The sequence below is a fragment of the Bacteroides faecis MAJ27 genome (genome assembly GCF_900106755.1).
In the GTDB taxonomy this organism is placed as follows: Bacteria; Bacteroidota; Bacteroidia; order Bacteroidales; family Bacteroidaceae; genus Bacteroides; species Bacteroides faecis.
Genome location: NZ_FNNN01000002.1, coordinates 149,411 through 163,506 on the forward strand (window position 1 = coordinate 149,411; position 14,096 = coordinate 163,506).

Genomic DNA, 14,096 nt, shown 5'->3' on the forward strand with positions numbered 1-14,096 from the left:
CTAAGGCATTTATCGTTGGTAGAAAAGGCGCAGCCTCGTATGTAGAAACGCCCTTTTAACACAGCGTTAAAAGGGCGTTTCTACATACGAGGAATTATATATTCTATTTCTTTGTATATCAGTGAACTATGATCTTTCCCTTTGCTGGAGGAGAGATTATGGACAGGTGACCTGTTGAGAACAAACTTGTTATTTTAATAATTACCGTCGATTGAGTCTTTGCTGCTATTATTGGGATAAGGCATAATGTCTATTAAATCAAAATACATTAAGCGTGTTTTTAGATGCGTTCCGGTTTCAAAGCCTGTATATTCCACTTCTTGCGCTTCCGTAGAGAAAAGGTATTTGAAACCGTTTTTCAGATAATAGTTCAGAGGAATATTTTCATTGTAAGCGTCAACAATTAAAAAGCGACACCCTGTTTTGTTTCCCGCATCAATGAACCATGATTTTATGAAAGTCATCAGATCACTACCTATACCCTGATGCTTGTATTCTTTATTGATTCCAAGTCTGCCGATTAATACACCCGGATAGCGGCGCATTTGTTTGGCTCGGGGAATGTCTTTCTGAACTTTCTTTTCCCTGCTGTTGGGGAGGATATTTACTCTGATACTATCGTTAGAAACAGTGAAGGCACACACTATGTCCGAAGGATTTTTATCTGAACGAAAACAGTAACTTTTTCCTAATAGTTGTGCATTATAGAGAGGAGCATCGTTATGAAAGAAGTCGTCTAAGTCTTGGTGCCCACATGAGAAAGGGTCACATTCTTTAATCGTATCCTCATCAAGTACGGCAAAAGTACATTTCTCAAAAAGAAATCCCATGTTTTATAACATTTTAGCCTTTTTGAGCACAGCACGGGCTTCCAGCACATGTTTGCTGAAGTCTTGTTTGTTTTGATTTTTATAAGCCTTGTCCGCTGCCTTAACGAAGTGTTCCGCTTCTTTTCCTTTTAAGGTCGGTATGGCTTTAATTTCCATTGCCATTGCTTTTTCTTTTTATTTAGTTCATAACCAATTGCAAAGATAGCTGATTTTTAATGAATAAACAAAGAATGCCGGAAGTCTGTTGTCGTTTGATTTGTTTTTTATTTGAGTTATTTTTGTGGCCATTCTTTTCTTTTTTTGTTATTTTTGTGAATCTCAAAAGAAAATCAAGATGAGTATAGCTGCCTTTAATCTATTTTTGGGCGTCATGAGTCTGATAGCTCTGATTGTTTTCATTGCCCTCTACTTTGTGAAAGCCGGTTACGGGATATTTCGCACCGCTTCCTGGGGAGCCGCTATTTCCAACAAGCTGGCTTGGGTGCTGATGGAAGCTCCCGTATTTCTGGTCATGTGCTGGATGTGGATGCATTCGGAACGTCGTTTTGATCCGGTCATACTAACATTCTTTGTATTTTTTCAGATTCATTATTTTCAGCGTGCTTTCGTCTTCCCTCTGTTGCTGACCGGAAAGAGCAAGATGCCGTTGGCAATCATGTCGATGGGAATTCTTTTTAATTTGTTGAATGGCTATATGCAAGGTGAATGGATTTTTTATCTGGCACCCGAAGGGATGTATCACTCCGGGTGGTTTACTTCTGCATGGTTTATAACGGGCAGTCTGCTTTTTTTTGCAGGCATGTTTATGAACTGGCATTCGGACTATATCATCCGTCACTTGCGCAAGCCGGGTGACACCCGTCATTATCTGCCTCAAAAGGGCATGTACCGCTATGTTACTTCCGCCAACTATCTGGGCGAGATTATCGAATGGGCAGGCTGGGCAATACTTACCTGTTCGCTTTCCGGACTTGTATTCTTTTGGTGGACAATGGCCAACCTCGTTCCCCGCGCCAATGCGATATGGCATCGTTACCGCGAAGAATTCGGTTCGGAGGTGGGAGCGCGCAAACGTGTATTTCCTTTTATATATTGACTTAAAATAGCGTACTATGGAATCTAAACTTTTTACTCCTGTCACTTTCGGTCCGTTGACGCTGCGGAATCGTACTATCCGCTCTGCCGCTTTTGAGAGCATGTGTCCGGGGAATGCTCCTTCGCAGATGTTGCTCGACTATCACCGTTCGGTAGCTGCCGGCGGAGTCGGGATGACGACTGTTGCTTATGCAGCTGTGACGCAAAGCGGACTTTCTTTTGACCGTCAGTTGTGGCTGCGTCCGGAAATTATCTCCGGCTTGCGTGAAGTGACCGGGGCGATACATGCGGAAGGGGCGGCTGCCGGCATCCAGATAGGGCATTGTGGAAATATGTCTCATAAAAAGATTTGCGGGACCACCCCGGTTTCAGCTTCTACCGGCTTCAATTTATATTCTCCCACATTTGTACGCGGCATGAAAAGGGAAGAATTGCCGGAGATGGCGAAAGCCTACGGACAGGCTGTTAACTTGGCACGCGAAGCCGGCTTTGATGCTGTTGAGGTACATGCCGGACACGGATATCTGATCAGCCAGTTCTTATCTTCCTATACCAACCACAGAAAAGATGAATATGGCGGCTCGCTCGAAAACCGGATGCGCTTTATGGGAATGGTGATGGATGAGGTGATGAAAGCGGTGGGAACCGATATGGCTGTCATTGTGAAAATGAATATGCGTGATGGCTTCAAAGGAGGAATGGAGATCGACGAAACCCTGCAAGTAGCAAAACGCCTGTTGCAACTGGGAGTACACGCGCTGGTCCTGAGTGGAGGTTTTGTCAGCAGAGCTCCGATGTACGTGATGCGGGGGGCCATGCCTGTTCGTTCGATGGCTTATTACATGGATTGCTGGTGGCTGAAATATGGAGTCCGGATGTTTGGAAAGTGGATGATTCCGACTGTTCCTTTTCGGGAAGCTTATTTTCTGGAAGATGCGCTGAAGTTTCGGGCAGCACTTCCGGAAGCTCCGTTGATTTATGTGGGGGGACTGGTGTCCCGTAAAAAGATAGATGAAGTCTTGGATGCCGGCTTTGATGCCGTTCAGATGGCACGTGCTCTGCTCAACGAGCCAGGGTTTGTCAATCGGATGAGGCGGGAAGAGCAGGCGCGTTGTAGCTGTGGACACAGCAACTATTGCATTGGTCGCATGTATACCATTGAGATGGCGTGCCACCAACATCTGAAAGAAAAACTGCCTCCCTGCCTGCAACGGGAGATTGAAAAACTGGAAAAACGATGAGTGAAGAGAAATGGGCAATCATCACCGGCGCCGATGGTGGCATGGGAACGGAAATAACCCGTGCCGTAGCCGCAGCCGATTACCACGTTATAATGGCTTGCTATCACCCAGAAAAAGCAGAGTTGGTACGGCAACGTTTAGTGAACGAGACGGGAAACACAAAACTGGAAGTCATGGCAGTCGATCTGTCTTCCATGTCATCGGCAGCCTCTTTGGCCGATCAGATTTTGGAACGTCATCTCCCCGTTTCTTTGCTGATGAATAATGCCGGAACGATGGAAACCGGACTTCACATCACCGCTGACGGCTTCGAACGTACGGTGAGCGTCAATTATCTGGGACCGTATTTGCTTACCCGGAAACTCCTTCCGGTAATGACGCGTGGAGCGCGTATTGTAAATATGGTTTCCTGCACGTACGCGATTGGCCGTCTCGATTTTCCGGATTTCTTCTTGCAGGGAAGAAAGGGAGGTTTCTGGCGTATCCCTGTTTATAGCAATACGAAACTGGCTCTGCTGCTGTTTACAATGGAACTTGCGGAACGTCTTCGCGGGAAAGGAATCACGGTCAATGCTGCCGATCCCGGAATTGTTTCTACCAATATGATTACTATGCATCAATGGTTCGATCCACTGACGGATCTCTTTTTCCGTCCTTTTATTCGTACGCCACGGAAGGGGGCTTCTACTGCCATCGGTCTTTTGCTTGATGAGAAGGAAACTGGAGTGACCGGTCAACTGTATGCTGGCAATCACCGGAAAGAGTTGCCGGACAACTACGTTCATCATGTACAGAAAGAACAGTTATGGGAAATAACGGAGCAATTGCTGGCGCAATGGTTCACATGATTTAATCATTTGGGAGATCGCACGTGCATCTGATCGTTATCCGTTTGATACAGCGCAAATGATGAGTAAGAAAAAATGACTGTTCTGTCTTCTGCCGGAGAAAAAGAAACCGCTTGGAATCTGTGGCATGGATATAGGAGTCAGTCCGAAAAACCGGCTTGAGCTCCATATTGTACGGAAAAGAATATATTTAGGCACGGATTACACGGATTAACACGGTTGTTTTACGTAATCATAGCACTAAAACCGTGAAATCCGTGTAATCCGTGCCTAATCCTCAATTTATAATTTAGTTCATTTCTGTACAGAAAGAAACAAACTGAAAACAACCGGGTTTTCGGATTGATCCGGATATAGGATGGATTGAAATAAGAACGGTGGACAATTGAATAGCTCAATTCGTCCACCGTTCTTTATATTACCTTTATAAAAATAAGCTTCTGTTCTATTGACAGTCTCTATTAAATAGAAAGTTCTTTCAGTACATTGACCAGATCTCTCTTGACTGGCTTATCGTTTTTGATAGCCTTGCTGAATGGTACATAAACGATTTCATCATGTTCGATACCTATCATTACATTACGCTGGTCTTCCATGATAGCGTCGATAGCAGCGGCACCCAAGCGGCTTGCCAGAATACGGTCGTGAGCTGTAGGACTGCCACCGCGCTGCAAGTGTCCCAGGATCGTTACACGTACGTCATATTGCGGATATTCATTTTTTACACGTTCCGCATAGTGCATGGCACCACCTGTCAGTTCGCTTTCCGCTACCAACACGATACTACTGTTTTTTGATTTACGGAATCCGTTCTTGATAAATTCTTCCAGTTGGTCGACTTCCGTACTAAATTCCGGTATGATGGCTGCTTCAGCTCCCGACGCGATGGCACCATTCAGTGCGAGGAATCCGGCATCACGTCCCATCACCTCTACAAAGAACAGACGTTCGTGTGAAGTGGCGGTGTCGCGGATTTTATCTACTGCATCCAGAATGGTATTCAATGCTGTATCGTATCCGATGGTGGTATCTGTGCCATAGAGGTCATTGTCAATCGTTCCCGGAAGTCCGATACACGGAACGTCAAATTCCTGCGCAAAGATTCGGGCACCTGTCAGTGAACCGTCACCACCAATGATGACCAAAGCATCAATGCCTTCTCTCTTCATATTATCATAAGCCAGCTGGCGACCTTCCGGTGTAGTGAACTCCTTACAACGGGCTGTTTTCAGAATCGTTCCGCCCAGTTGGATGATATTACTTACGTTTTGGCTCTTGAACTCTTTGATTTCGCCTGTCACCAGACCTTTGTATCCTCTATATATACCTTTTACTTGTAGTCCGTTGTAGATAGCCGCACGTGTTACTGCGCGGATAGCCGCATTCATACCCGGGGCATCACCTCCGGAAGTCAAAATACCGATACATTTAACTGTTCCCATAACAATCTTTCATTAATTAGTTTGACGTGGCAAATGTACAACAAAAAGTTGAAAGCGGTGTTTCATAAGTTTTTTTTCGTGTGTCGAAACCATTAAAAATATTCAAATTGTTCCTTCTTTCTTTCTTTTTATTCTTTTGGGAGGGAGAAAATACCGGTCCTTTGACACATTGTTAATCTTTTATTAATAGCCGGATATGGTCATGTATTTTTTCCATCAGCCATTTGGGAGTGGAAGTCGCCCCGCATACTCCGATAGATTCCACATTCTGAAGCAAAGAAGGGTCGATTTCTTTCTCATTGTCGATCAGGTGTGAGTTCGCATTCACTTTCAGGCATTCTTCAAAAAGCATTTTCCCATTCGAACTCTTTTTTCCGCTGACGAAAAAGATAAGATCGTGTGTAGCCGCAAACTCTCTGAGATTGGGCATACGGTTGGCAACTTGGCGGCAAATCGTATCATAATATTCGAAAGTGGCATCCGGTGAAATGTGGTGTTTGATGTATTCCACAATCTCCTGAAACTCATCCAAAGATTTGGTGGTCTGCGAGAAAAGCCGGATACTTTTGCTGAAATCAAGCTTTTTGGCTTCTTCCGCACTTTCGATGACAATGGCTTGGCCACCCGTTTGTCCCACCAGTCCCAGCACTTCCGCGTGACCGTTTTTGCCGTAGATAACAATTTGCTTTTCTTCAAAGTCTTCTTTTCGGAACTCTTGCTTGATGCGCTTTTGGAGTCTCAGTACAACCGGGCAGGTAGCATCGATGATTTCAATGTTATTTTCTTGGGCAATCTGGTAAGTTTCCGGTGGCTCTCCGTGCGCACGGAGCAACACTTTGGCATTGCGTAATTGTCTGAATTCATCGCGGTTGATGGTAATCAGTCCCATCGCTTTCAGCCTGTCTACTTCCCGGCTGTTGTGTACAATATCCCCCAGGCAATAGAGGGTTTCTCCTTTTGCCAGTTCTTCTTCCGCTTTGTGGATGGCTGTGACCACCCCGAAGCAGAAGCCGGACCCTTCATCTATCTCTACTTTTATCATACACTCAACTTCTGTCCTCTACTTATTAACAATTTTCCCGAACTGTTCCGACAGCCATTCTTTCTGTTGCTCAATACTCAGATTGGAGTTGTCGAGCAGTAAAGCGTCATCTGCCTTACGCAATGGGCTCACTTCGCGGTGCTGGTCGATATAATCCCGTTGCTTTACGTTTTCCAGAATTTCTTCAAAACTGCCTTCCTGTCCCTTTGCTTTCAGTTCGTCAAAACGGCGTTGGGCACGAATCTCCGGAGTAGCCGTTACGAATATTTTCAGTTCCGCATCCGGAAAAACGGTGGTCCCGATGTCACGTCCGTCCATCACAATTCCCTTTTCTTTTCCCATGGCCTGCTGCTGTGCCACCATCGCTTCGCGTACAAAATCAAGCGCACTGATAGGACTGACCTTTGACGAAACCCCCATTGTACGGATTTTATTCTCCACATTCACCCCGTTGAGGTAAGTGTCCGGGCGTCCCGTTTCCGGATTCGGACGGAAGGAAATCTGAATATCCTTGATTGCTTTTTTCAACTTCTCCGTATCGATGACATCTCCGTCGAATATCCCGTTCTCAATACTATATAAGGTGACTGCGCGGTACATGGCTCCACTGTCTATATAAATGTATCCTACTTCGCGGGCGAGGTCTTTGGCCATTGTACTTTTTCCGCAGGACGAAAAACCGTCGATTGCGATTGTTATCTTTTTCATATTTATCTGGTTCTTATTTTACTCGCCAAAGATACGCTTATTTTGAAAATCCGCCATAGATTTGACTGTAAAAGCAACTGAATGAGTATGAAAGAATTAAAAAAGTTAAAAAGCCGGATAAAAAGAGACGAAGAGACGGACGGTTATCTGAAAATGTACTATATTTGCCCAGAGACACATAGGAAGACACTTTTTTTTATTAATCATTATATTAACAAAATTATGGAAGTTAAAAAATCACCCAAGGCAGACCTGGAAGGAAAGAAGTCCACATGGCTGCTGATCGGTTACGTGGTGGTATTGGCTTTTATGTTCGTGGCGTTCGAATGGACCCAGCGTGATGTGAAAATCGATACAAGCCAGGCAGTAGCTGATGTCGTTTTTGAAGAGGAAATCATTCCTATTACCGAAACCCCTGAACAAGCAGCACCACCACCACCCGAGGCTCCGAAGGTGGCCGAATTGCTGGAAATTGTCGATGATAAGGCAGATATTGAAGAATCAACTACCATTCTTAATGAGGATAACACACCGAAAGTAGAAGTAAAATACGTACCGGTGCAAGTAGTTGAAGAAGAGCCGGAAGAACAGACTATCTTTGAAGTGGTAGAAAACATGCCGGACTTCCCGGGTGGACAAGCAGCATTGATGCAGTATCTGGCTAAAAACATTAAATATCCGACTATCGCACAGGAAAATGGTACTCAAGGTCGTGTTATCGTACAGTTCGTTGTGAACAGAGACGGTAGTATCGTAGATGCAAAAGTTGTACGTAGTGTAGACCCGTATCTGGATAAAGAAGCTCTCCGTGTGATCAACACGATGCCGAAGTGGAAACCAGGTATGCAGCGTGGTAAACCGGTTCGCGTTAAATTTACAGTTCCTGTAATGTTCAGATTGCAGTAATTTGTAACACCAATACATTTAAGAGGCTGCGAATGCAGCCTCTTTTTATTCATTAATCTTCATTTTCATCATGTTTACAGCATCTCAATTACTTGATAAAATAAATAACCATATTTCTGAACTTCAGATAACCCGGACTCCGAAAGGACTCTATGAACCAATCGAATACATCCTTTCTTTGGGGGGGAAGCGGATACGTCCTGTATTGATGCTGATGGCATATAATCTGTATAAGGAAGATATTTCGTCTATTTATGACCCAGCTACTGGTATCGAAGTTTATCATAACCACACTTTGTTGCATGATGATTTGATGGATCGCTCGGATATGCGTCGGGGAAAGCCGACTGTGCATAAAGTCTGGAACGATAATACTGCTATTTTGTCGGGCGATACCATGTTAATATTGGCTTTCCGGTATATAGCCGGCTGTGCACCGGAGCACTTGAAAGAAGTTGTTGACTTATTTAGTCTGACTGCATTGGAGATTTGTGAAGGACAGCAGTTGGATATGGAATTTGAGTCGCGCAGCGATGTTGCAGAGGACGAATATATTGAGATGATTCGTTTGAAAACAGCTGTATTGCTTGCCGCAAGCCTGAAGATTGGCGCGATTCTGGCAGGAGCATCTGCCGCTGACGCGGAGAATCTTTATAATTTCGGAATACAAATAGGAGTTGCATTCCAGTTGCAGGATGATTTACTGGATGTTTATGGCGATCCGGAAGTGTTCGGAAAGAAAATCGGTGGAGACATCCTTTGCAATAAAAAGACATACATGCTGATCAAAGCACTGGAACGCGCAGATGGAAAGCAGCAGGAAGAACTGAACGGTTGGCTGAATGCAGAGAATTGTCAGCCGGCAGAAAAAATAGCGGCAGTTACCGAAATCTATAATCAGCTGGCTATCCGCAGCGTTTGTGAAAACAAAATGCGTGAGTATTATACACTTGCTATGGAAAGCCTTGAGGCAGTTGCGGTTGCCGGAGAGAAGAAAAAAGAACTTAAAAGTTTAGTGAAATTGCTAATGTATCGGGAAATGTAGTAAAGTGGGAGAGAAATGCCTTACAGACGATTGCCAAATACGGATCAAGCCAGAGTACGGGCGCTGAAAGCAGCGGTCGAGAAGGGTGATGTGTATAATGTGCGGGATCTGGCTATCTCATTGAAAACATTATTTGATGCCCGTAATTTTCTGTTGAAGTTTGAAGCTGCGCAAATTTACTATACACAATGTTATGATAATCAGTCGAGAGCCAGTCGCAAGCATCAGGCGAATGTGAGAATGGCACGGCTGTATATTTCTCACTTTATTCAGGTGCTCAATCTTGCAGTGCTCCGTGATGAGATCAAACCGGTGCATAAAGAACTGTATGGGCTTCCCGAAGCGAATGTGGTGCCGGATTTATTAAGCGAAGCATCTTTGGTAGAGTGGGGGAGGAAAATCATTGATGGCGAGCAGCGGCGAATCTCTCAAGGGGGAATCCCCATTTATAACCCGACTATTGCACGCGTAAAAGTGCATTACGATATTTTTCTGGATAGCTATGAACGTCAGAAAGGATACCAGTCCGCAACAAACCGGAGCTTGGATGAGTTGGCCTCGATGCGTGACCGTGCTGATGAACTGATTCTGGATATATGGAATCAGGTGGAAGCCAAGTTTCAGGGAATAAATCCCAATGAAACCCGATTGGAAAAATGTCGTGACTATGGGCTGGTATATTATTACCGCTCCAATGAGAAAGTGAAAGAAGAAAGCGAATTATCATGTTAATAGATACTCATTCCCATCTGTTTTTAGAAGAATTTTCCGATGACCTGCCACAGGTAATGGAGCGTGCGCGGCAAGCCGGCGTTTCGCGTATTTTCATGCCCAATATTGACAGTACGACAATTGAACCGATGCTGTCGGTCTGCGCGGATTATCCGGAATATTGTTATCCGATGATCGGGCTCCATCCTACTTCGGTGAACGAGTCGTATAAACAGGAGATGGCAATTGTCCGGGAGCGTTTGGAAGCCCCTCATCACTTTGTGGCCATTGGAGAAATCGGACTTGACTTGTATTGGGATAAAACATTTTTGAACGAACAATTGTACGTTTTTGAGAAACAGATAGAGTGGGCGCTCGAATATAAATTACCTATTGTGATCCATTCGCGGGAAGCATCCGACTATATATATAAGGTGATGCAACCTTATAAAAACACAGCTTTGACCGGTATTTTTCATAGTTTCACCGGGAGTGCGGAAGAAGCAGCCCGATTACTGGAGTTTGACGGTTTTATGTTGGGAATCAACGGAGTGGTCACCTTCAAGAAATCCTCTCTGCCGGAAGCCTTGTTGACGGTACCTTTGGAGCGAATAGTGCTTGAAACGGATTCCCCCTATCTGACCCCTGTACCCAATCGGGGAAAAAGAAATGAAAGCGCGAATGTGCGCGATACCTTCCTGAAGCTGGTTGAAATATATCAGACCACCCCGGAGTACCTTTCACAAGCCACTTCCGAAAATGCACTAAAAGTGTTCGGAATGGTCAAATAAGGTTCCAAAGGTTTTAAATTATATTAATTTGCAGTATTTATTTAAGATAAAAAAGGGATAATGCTTTAGGAAAAGAAAAAAAAGGATACATTTGTAGCTGAAAATGCGGAAAACTCATAAGGAGAGGTGCTCGAGTGGTTGAAGAGGCACGCCTGGAAAGCGTGTATACGCCAAAAGTGTATCCGGGGTTCGAATCCCCGTCTCTCCGCAAAACAAAAGTTGAAACGTGAAGTAAATACAATAAATAATAATCAATTAATTAATCTTAAAAATTAGACACACAATGAAAAAGTTATTTGCAATTGTTGCTGTGATTGGGGCCTTTACATTTGGCTCAATTCAACTTGCTCAGGCTCAAGACGCTCCTGCAGCAGAACAAACTGAACAACAAGCTGCTCCTGCTGCTGCTCAAGCTGCTCCGGCTGCTGCCCCTGCTGCAGAAGAAGGTGGTATTCACAAAGAAATCAAAGTTAAATTCATCGAAGGTACTGCATCTTTCATGAGTTTGGTTGCTATTGCTTTGGTAATCGGTTTGGCTTTCTGTATCGAACGTATCATCTATTTGAGCTTGGCTGAAATCAACACAAAAAAATTCATGGCATCTATCGAAGCTGCTTTGGAAAAAGGTGATGTTGAAGCTGCTAAAGACATCGCACGTAACACCAGAGGTCCTGTTGCTTCTATCTACTATCAGGGTTTGATGAGAATCGACCAGGGTATCGACGTAGTTGAGAAGTCAGTAGTATCTTACGGTGGTGTACAGGCTGGTTACCTTGAAAAAGGATGTTCATGGATCACACTGTTTATCGCAATGGCTCCGTCACTCGGATTCTTGGGAACTGTAATCGGTATGGTGCAGGCATTTGATAAGATCCAGCAGGTAGGTGATATCTCTCCGACGGTTGTTGCAGGTGGTATGAAAGTTGCCTTGATTACAACTATCTTCGGTTTGATCGTTGCTTTGATTCTTCAGGTATTCTACAACTACGTACTTGCTAAGATTGAAGCTCTTACAAGCGAAATGGAAGATTCTTCTATCTCTTTGCTTGACATGGTAATCAAATATGATCTGAAATACAAAAAATAATTCGAAATGAGTAAGTTAACATATAAAGCATCGTACTACGCGCTGTATGCGATGTTTGCCATCATACTGATCGTAATGGGTATCTTCTTCTTCGGAGGAGACGCTACAGGCGATGCAGTAATTCCGGGAGTAGATCCCGAAATGTGGCAGCCGGCTCAAACAGATGCCTTACTCTACTTGATGTATGTTTTGTTTGGTTTAGCTGTTGCAGCCACTATTATTGCTGCTGTATTCCAATTTGGTGCAGCTTTGAAAGATAATCCGGCAGGCGCTATCAAGTCTTTGCTTGGTTTGGTTCTTTTGGTTGTTGTTTTAGTTGTAGCTTGGGCTATGGGTGACGGAACACCGATGAATATTCCTGGTTATGATGGTAGTGACAACGTTCCTTTCTGGCTGAAAATAACTGATATGTTCCTTTATTCCATCTACATCCTGTTGTTTGTAACAATCGTTGCAATCATCGCGAGTGGCATAAAGAAAAAAATATCATAATCAATTGAGGATACTCAATTTAATAAGTAATAACAATGGCAAGAGGAAAAAGAAAAGTTCCTGATATTAACTCAAGTTCTACGGCGGATATCGCTTTCTTGTTGCTGATCTTCTTCTTGATTACAACATCAATGGATACAGACCGTGGTTTGGCAAGACTTTTGCCTCCACCACCCGAAGATCAAGATCAAAAGAATACGGATAAGATTAAAGAACGTAACATTTTGCAGGTATACTTGAATAAGGATGATGCTTTGATGTGCGGTAATGATTATATCGGTGTTGATCAGCTGAGAGAAAGAGCTAAAGAATTTATTGCGAATGCCGGTAATGCGGAGCATATGCCTGAAAAGACACAGAAGAATGTGGAATTTTTTGGTACGACTCTCGTTAACGACAAGCACGTAATTTCTTTGCAGAATGACCGCGGGTCTTCTTATCAGGCATATATCAGCGTGCAGAACGAACTTGTTGCTGCATACAATGAATTGAGAAATGAATTAGCTCTTCAGAAATGGCAGAGACCTTATGAGGAATTGAATGACGAACAGCAAAAAGCAATTCGTGAAATCTATCCGCAGAGAATTTCTGAGGCAGAACCTAAAAAATACGGAGAAAGGAGGTAAGTAATGGGAAAATTTAATAAAACTGGTAAACGTGAAATGCCGGCATTGAATACTTCTTCATTGCCTGACCTTATCTTTACTTTGTTGTTCTTCTTTATGATTGTAACAACAATGCGTGAGGTTACTTTAAAAGTACAGTTCACACTTCCGGAAGGTACTGAGCTCGAAAAACTGGAGAAGAAATCACTGGTAACATTCATTTATGTGGGTGAACCGACTCAGGAATATCGTGCGAAAATGGGTACTGAAAGTCGTATTCAGCTCAACGACAGCTACGCTGAAGTGGGCGAAGTACAAGACTTCATTTTCCAGGAACGCGCAAGTATGAATGAGGGTGACCAAGCTAAGATGACTGTGTCTCTGAAAGTAGACCAAAAAACAAAAATGGGTATTATCACTGACGTGAAGAATGCTCTTAGAAAATCTTACGCTTTGAAGATTAACTATTCGTCTACTAAACGTGGTGAGAAATAAACAGTTAATTTGATATATAAGAGAAGGGTGTCCAAGCAATTGGACACCCTTTCTTTTTTGATGCTGTTTGTATTTTGTCAGGTTTTGCCTGAACTTATATTTCAAGTTGCTTTATTCTTTGACTCCATAAACTACTGTGTGAAGTTTATGTCTTATTTCTTCATAATCCTTTTCTGCATCCAGATTACCGTGCACCATCAGATACATGGGCAGGAAGTCATCTCCTGCTTTGTAGGGTGGTTGATAGTAATCTTTTTCCCAAAGTGTGAATCCATGGCGTTGGTAGAAATTGATACGGCGTTTAGCCATCTCCTCTACCGGGCGTTCCACTTCCAGAACAATGGGGTATTTTAGGTGTTCACACAGGTGCTCTAAAGTGCGTTTGCCGTAACCTCCGTTGCGCAATGCCGGATTGGTGGCGAAATGCTCTACATAGTAGAATCTGTCGAAGTCCCAATATGTGATAAAGCCGATAGGCAGGTCATCATCAAAAATGATATTATTATGGAAGTTGCCTATCCGGTCTGTGTATTCACGAAGATGCTCCAGTTGGCGGTATTCTTCCGGTGGAAACGATTCGACAAGAAGTTCTTCCATAAATTTGTAATGTTGCACGTCCGATGTAGTAATCGGTTGAAATCTGATCATACGGTTTGGGTTTTTAAGTTTGACAATATTGCTTTTCTGTTATTATATCAGTTGTTTTTATATTAGTTGTTTTTATACCAGTTGTTATGATGCCGGTTGTTTTTATATCG

General features: G+C 43.5%; 17 protein-coding genes and 1 tRNA gene. 12 read left to right on the plus strand and 6 right to left on the minus strand.

Going from position 1 to position 14,096, the window contains the following annotated elements; all coding sequences use genetic code 11:
* Positions 1 to 194: 194 nt before the first annotated feature.
* Entirely contained in the window at positions 195 to 830 is a 636-nt protein-coding gene (locus BLW31_RS02490; protein ID WP_010539296.1) for a GNAT family N-acetyltransferase, read from the minus strand.
* A 3-nt stretch (positions 831 to 833) separates the two neighbouring features.
* A complete protein-coding gene (locus BLW31_RS24300) occupies positions 834 to 992 on the minus strand; it encodes a hypothetical protein (protein ID WP_008761044.1) in 159 nt (52 codons plus the stop codon).
* A 172-nt stretch (positions 993 to 1,164) separates the two neighbouring features.
* Between BLW31_RS24300 and BLW31_RS02495 the strand changes: the two genes are divergently transcribed.
* The 3 genes from BLW31_RS02495 to BLW31_RS02505 are packed head-to-tail and all read left to right on the plus strand — an operon-like array spanning position 1,165 to position 4,014.
* The gene (locus BLW31_RS02495) at positions 1,165 to 1,926 is read left to right on the plus strand and encodes a DUF1295 domain-containing protein (RefSeq protein WP_010539295.1); all 762 of its coding nucleotides are present in this window, start codon (positions 1,165 to 1,167) and stop codon (positions 1,924 to 1,926) included.
* A gap of 16 nt (positions 1,927 to 1,942) precedes the next feature.
* Positions 1,943 to 3,166, plus strand: a complete 1,224-nt coding sequence (locus BLW31_RS02500; RefSeq protein ID WP_010539294.1) for an NADH:flavin oxidoreductase — start codon at positions 1,943 to 1,945, stop codon at positions 3,164 to 3,166.
* Positions 3,163 to 4,014 (plus strand): SDR family oxidoreductase, encoded by an 852-nt coding sequence (locus tag BLW31_RS02505; RefSeq protein ID WP_010539293.1) that lies wholly within the window; start codon positions 3,163 to 3,165, stop codon positions 4,012 to 4,014. The genes BLW31_RS02500 and BLW31_RS02505 overlap by 4 nt, the downstream gene beginning before the upstream one ends.
* Positions 4,015 to 4,475: 461 nt before the next feature.
* On the opposite strand, the gene pfkA is transcribed toward BLW31_RS02505, so the two are convergent.
* From pfkA to cmk, 3 genes are all read right to left on the minus strand, one after another.
* Complete coding sequence (gene pfkA, locus BLW31_RS02510) at positions 4,476 to 5,456, minus strand: 6-phosphofructokinase (RefSeq protein WP_008761048.1); 981 nt, start codon at positions 5,454 to 5,456, stop codon at positions 4,476 to 4,478.
* Between the two features lie 172 nt (positions 5,457 to 5,628).
* The gene (locus BLW31_RS02515; RefSeq protein WP_010539292.1) at positions 5,629 to 6,498 is read right to left on the minus strand and encodes a 4-hydroxy-3-methylbut-2-enyl diphosphate reductase; all 870 of its coding nucleotides are present in this window, start codon (positions 6,496 to 6,498) and stop codon (positions 5,629 to 5,631) included.
* 18 nt (positions 6,499 to 6,516) lie between these two features.
* Positions 6,517 to 7,206 (minus strand): (d)CMP kinase, encoded by a 690-nt coding sequence (gene cmk, locus BLW31_RS02520; protein ID WP_010539291.1) that lies wholly within the window; start codon positions 7,204 to 7,206, stop codon positions 6,517 to 6,519.
* Between the two features lie 222 nt (positions 7,207 to 7,428).
* On the opposite strand from cmk, the gene BLW31_RS02525 reads away from it, so the two are divergent.
* The 9 genes from BLW31_RS02525 (at position 7,429) to BLW31_RS02565 (ending at position 13,338) form a co-directional block, all read left to right on the plus strand.
* Positions 7,429 to 8,112 (plus strand): energy transducer TonB, encoded by a 684-nt coding sequence (locus BLW31_RS02525; RefSeq protein ID WP_010539290.1) that lies wholly within the window; start codon positions 7,429 to 7,431, stop codon positions 8,110 to 8,112.
* Between the two features lie 70 nt (positions 8,113 to 8,182).
* Positions 8,183 to 9,157: a polyprenyl synthetase family protein gene (locus BLW31_RS02530; RefSeq protein WP_010539289.1), complete on the plus strand. Its 975-nt coding sequence runs from the start codon at positions 8,183 to 8,185 to the stop codon at positions 9,155 to 9,157.
* Positions 9,158 to 9,172: 15 nt separating this feature from the next.
* A complete protein-coding gene (locus BLW31_RS02535) occupies positions 9,173 to 9,889 on the plus strand; it encodes a hypothetical protein (protein ID WP_022302133.1) in 717 nt (238 codons plus the stop codon).
* The gene (locus tag BLW31_RS02540) at positions 9,883 to 10,659 is read left to right on the plus strand and encodes a TatD family hydrolase (RefSeq protein WP_010539287.1); all 777 of its coding nucleotides are present in this window, start codon (positions 9,883 to 9,885) and stop codon (positions 10,657 to 10,659) included. The genes BLW31_RS02535 and BLW31_RS02540 overlap by 7 nt, the downstream gene beginning before the upstream one ends.
* A gap of 120 nt (positions 10,660 to 10,779) precedes the next feature.
* A tRNA-Ser gene (locus BLW31_RS02545) sits at positions 10,780 to 10,867 on the plus strand.
* A gap of 75 nt (positions 10,868 to 10,942) precedes the next feature.
* Entirely contained in the window at positions 10,943 to 11,746 is an 804-nt protein-coding gene (locus BLW31_RS02550) for a MotA/TolQ/ExbB proton channel family protein (RefSeq protein WP_008766463.1), read from the plus strand.
* Between the two features lie 6 nt (positions 11,747 to 11,752).
* Positions 11,753 to 12,238 carry a hypothetical protein gene (locus tag BLW31_RS02555; protein ID WP_010539286.1) on the plus strand — a complete coding sequence of 162 codons (486 nt, stop codon included), beginning with the start codon at positions 11,753 to 11,755 and terminating at the stop codon, positions 12,236 to 12,238.
* 35 nt (positions 12,239 to 12,273) lie between these two features.
* Positions 12,274 to 12,864, plus strand: a complete 591-nt coding sequence (locus BLW31_RS02560; protein ID WP_010539285.1) for an ExbD/TolR family protein — start codon at positions 12,274 to 12,276, stop codon at positions 12,862 to 12,864.
* A gap of 3 nt (positions 12,865 to 12,867) precedes the next feature.
* On the plus strand, positions 12,868 to 13,338 hold the full coding sequence (locus tag BLW31_RS02565; RefSeq protein WP_010539284.1) for an ExbD/TolR family protein: 471 nt from the start codon (positions 12,868 to 12,870) through the stop codon (positions 13,336 to 13,338).
* A gap of 111 nt (positions 13,339 to 13,449) precedes the next feature.
* Here BLW31_RS02565 and BLW31_RS02570 read toward each other — a convergent pair whose 3' ends face one another.
* On the minus strand, positions 13,450 to 13,986 hold the full coding sequence (locus tag BLW31_RS02570) for a GNAT family N-acetyltransferase (protein WP_010539283.1): 537 nt from the start codon (positions 13,984 to 13,986) through the stop codon (positions 13,450 to 13,452).
* Between the last annotated feature and the right edge of the window lie 110 nt (positions 13,987 to 14,096).

Bases quoted from the DNA above. Each gene is read 5' to 3' on its own strand.
- BLW31_RS02490 (WP_010539296.1), bottom strand. From the start codon at position 830: ATGGGATTTCTTTTTGAGAAATGTACTTTTGCCGTACTTGATGAGGAT.
- BLW31_RS02550 (WP_008766463.1), top strand. From the start codon at position 10,943: ATGAAAAAGTTATTTGCAATTGTTGCTGTGATTGGGGCCTTTACATTT.
- BLW31_RS02570 (WP_010539283.1), bottom strand. From the start codon at position 13,986: ATGATCAGATTTCAACCGATTACTACATCGGACGTGCAACATTACAAA.
- BLW31_RS02495 (WP_010539295.1), top strand. From the start codon at position 1,165: ATGAGTATAGCTGCCTTTAATCTATTTTTGGGCGTCATGAGTCTGATA.
- BLW31_RS02505 (WP_010539293.1), top strand. From the start codon at position 3,163: ATGAGTGAAGAGAAATGGGCAATCATCACCGGCGCCGATGGTGGCATG.
- BLW31_RS24300 (WP_008761044.1), bottom strand. From the start codon at position 992: ATGGCAATGGAAATTAAAGCCATACCGACCTTAAAAGGAAAAGAAGCG.
- BLW31_RS02530 (WP_010539289.1), top strand. From the start codon at position 8,183: ATGTTTACAGCATCTCAATTACTTGATAAAATAAATAACCATATTTCT.
- BLW31_RS02515 (WP_010539292.1), bottom strand. From the start codon at position 6,498: ATGATAAAAGTAGAGATAGATGAAGGGTCCGGCTTCTGCTTCGGGGTG.
- cmk (WP_010539291.1), bottom strand. From the start codon at position 7,206: ATGAAAAAGATAACAATCGCAATCGACGGTTTTTCGTCCTGCGGAAAA.
- BLW31_RS02500 (WP_010539294.1), top strand. From the start codon at position 1,943: ATGGAATCTAAACTTTTTACTCCTGTCACTTTCGGTCCGTTGACGCTG.
- pfkA (WP_008761048.1), bottom strand. From the start codon at position 5,456: ATGGGAACAGTTAAATGTATCGGTATTTTGACTTCCGGAGGTGATGCC.
- BLW31_RS02560 (WP_010539285.1), top strand. From the start codon at position 12,274: ATGGCAAGAGGAAAAAGAAAAGTTCCTGATATTAACTCAAGTTCTACG.
- BLW31_RS02565 (WP_010539284.1), top strand. From the start codon at position 12,868: ATGGGAAAATTTAATAAAACTGGTAAACGTGAAATGCCGGCATTGAAT.
- BLW31_RS02535 (WP_022302133.1), top strand. From the start codon at position 9,173: ATGCCTTACAGACGATTGCCAAATACGGATCAAGCCAGAGTACGGGCG.
- BLW31_RS02540 (WP_010539287.1), top strand. From the start codon at position 9,883: ATGTTAATAGATACTCATTCCCATCTGTTTTTAGAAGAATTTTCCGAT.
- BLW31_RS02555 (WP_010539286.1), top strand. From the start codon at position 11,753: ATGAGTAAGTTAACATATAAAGCATCGTACTACGCGCTGTATGCGATG.
- BLW31_RS02525 (WP_010539290.1), top strand. From the start codon at position 7,429: ATGGAAGTTAAAAAATCACCCAAGGCAGACCTGGAAGGAAAGAAGTCC.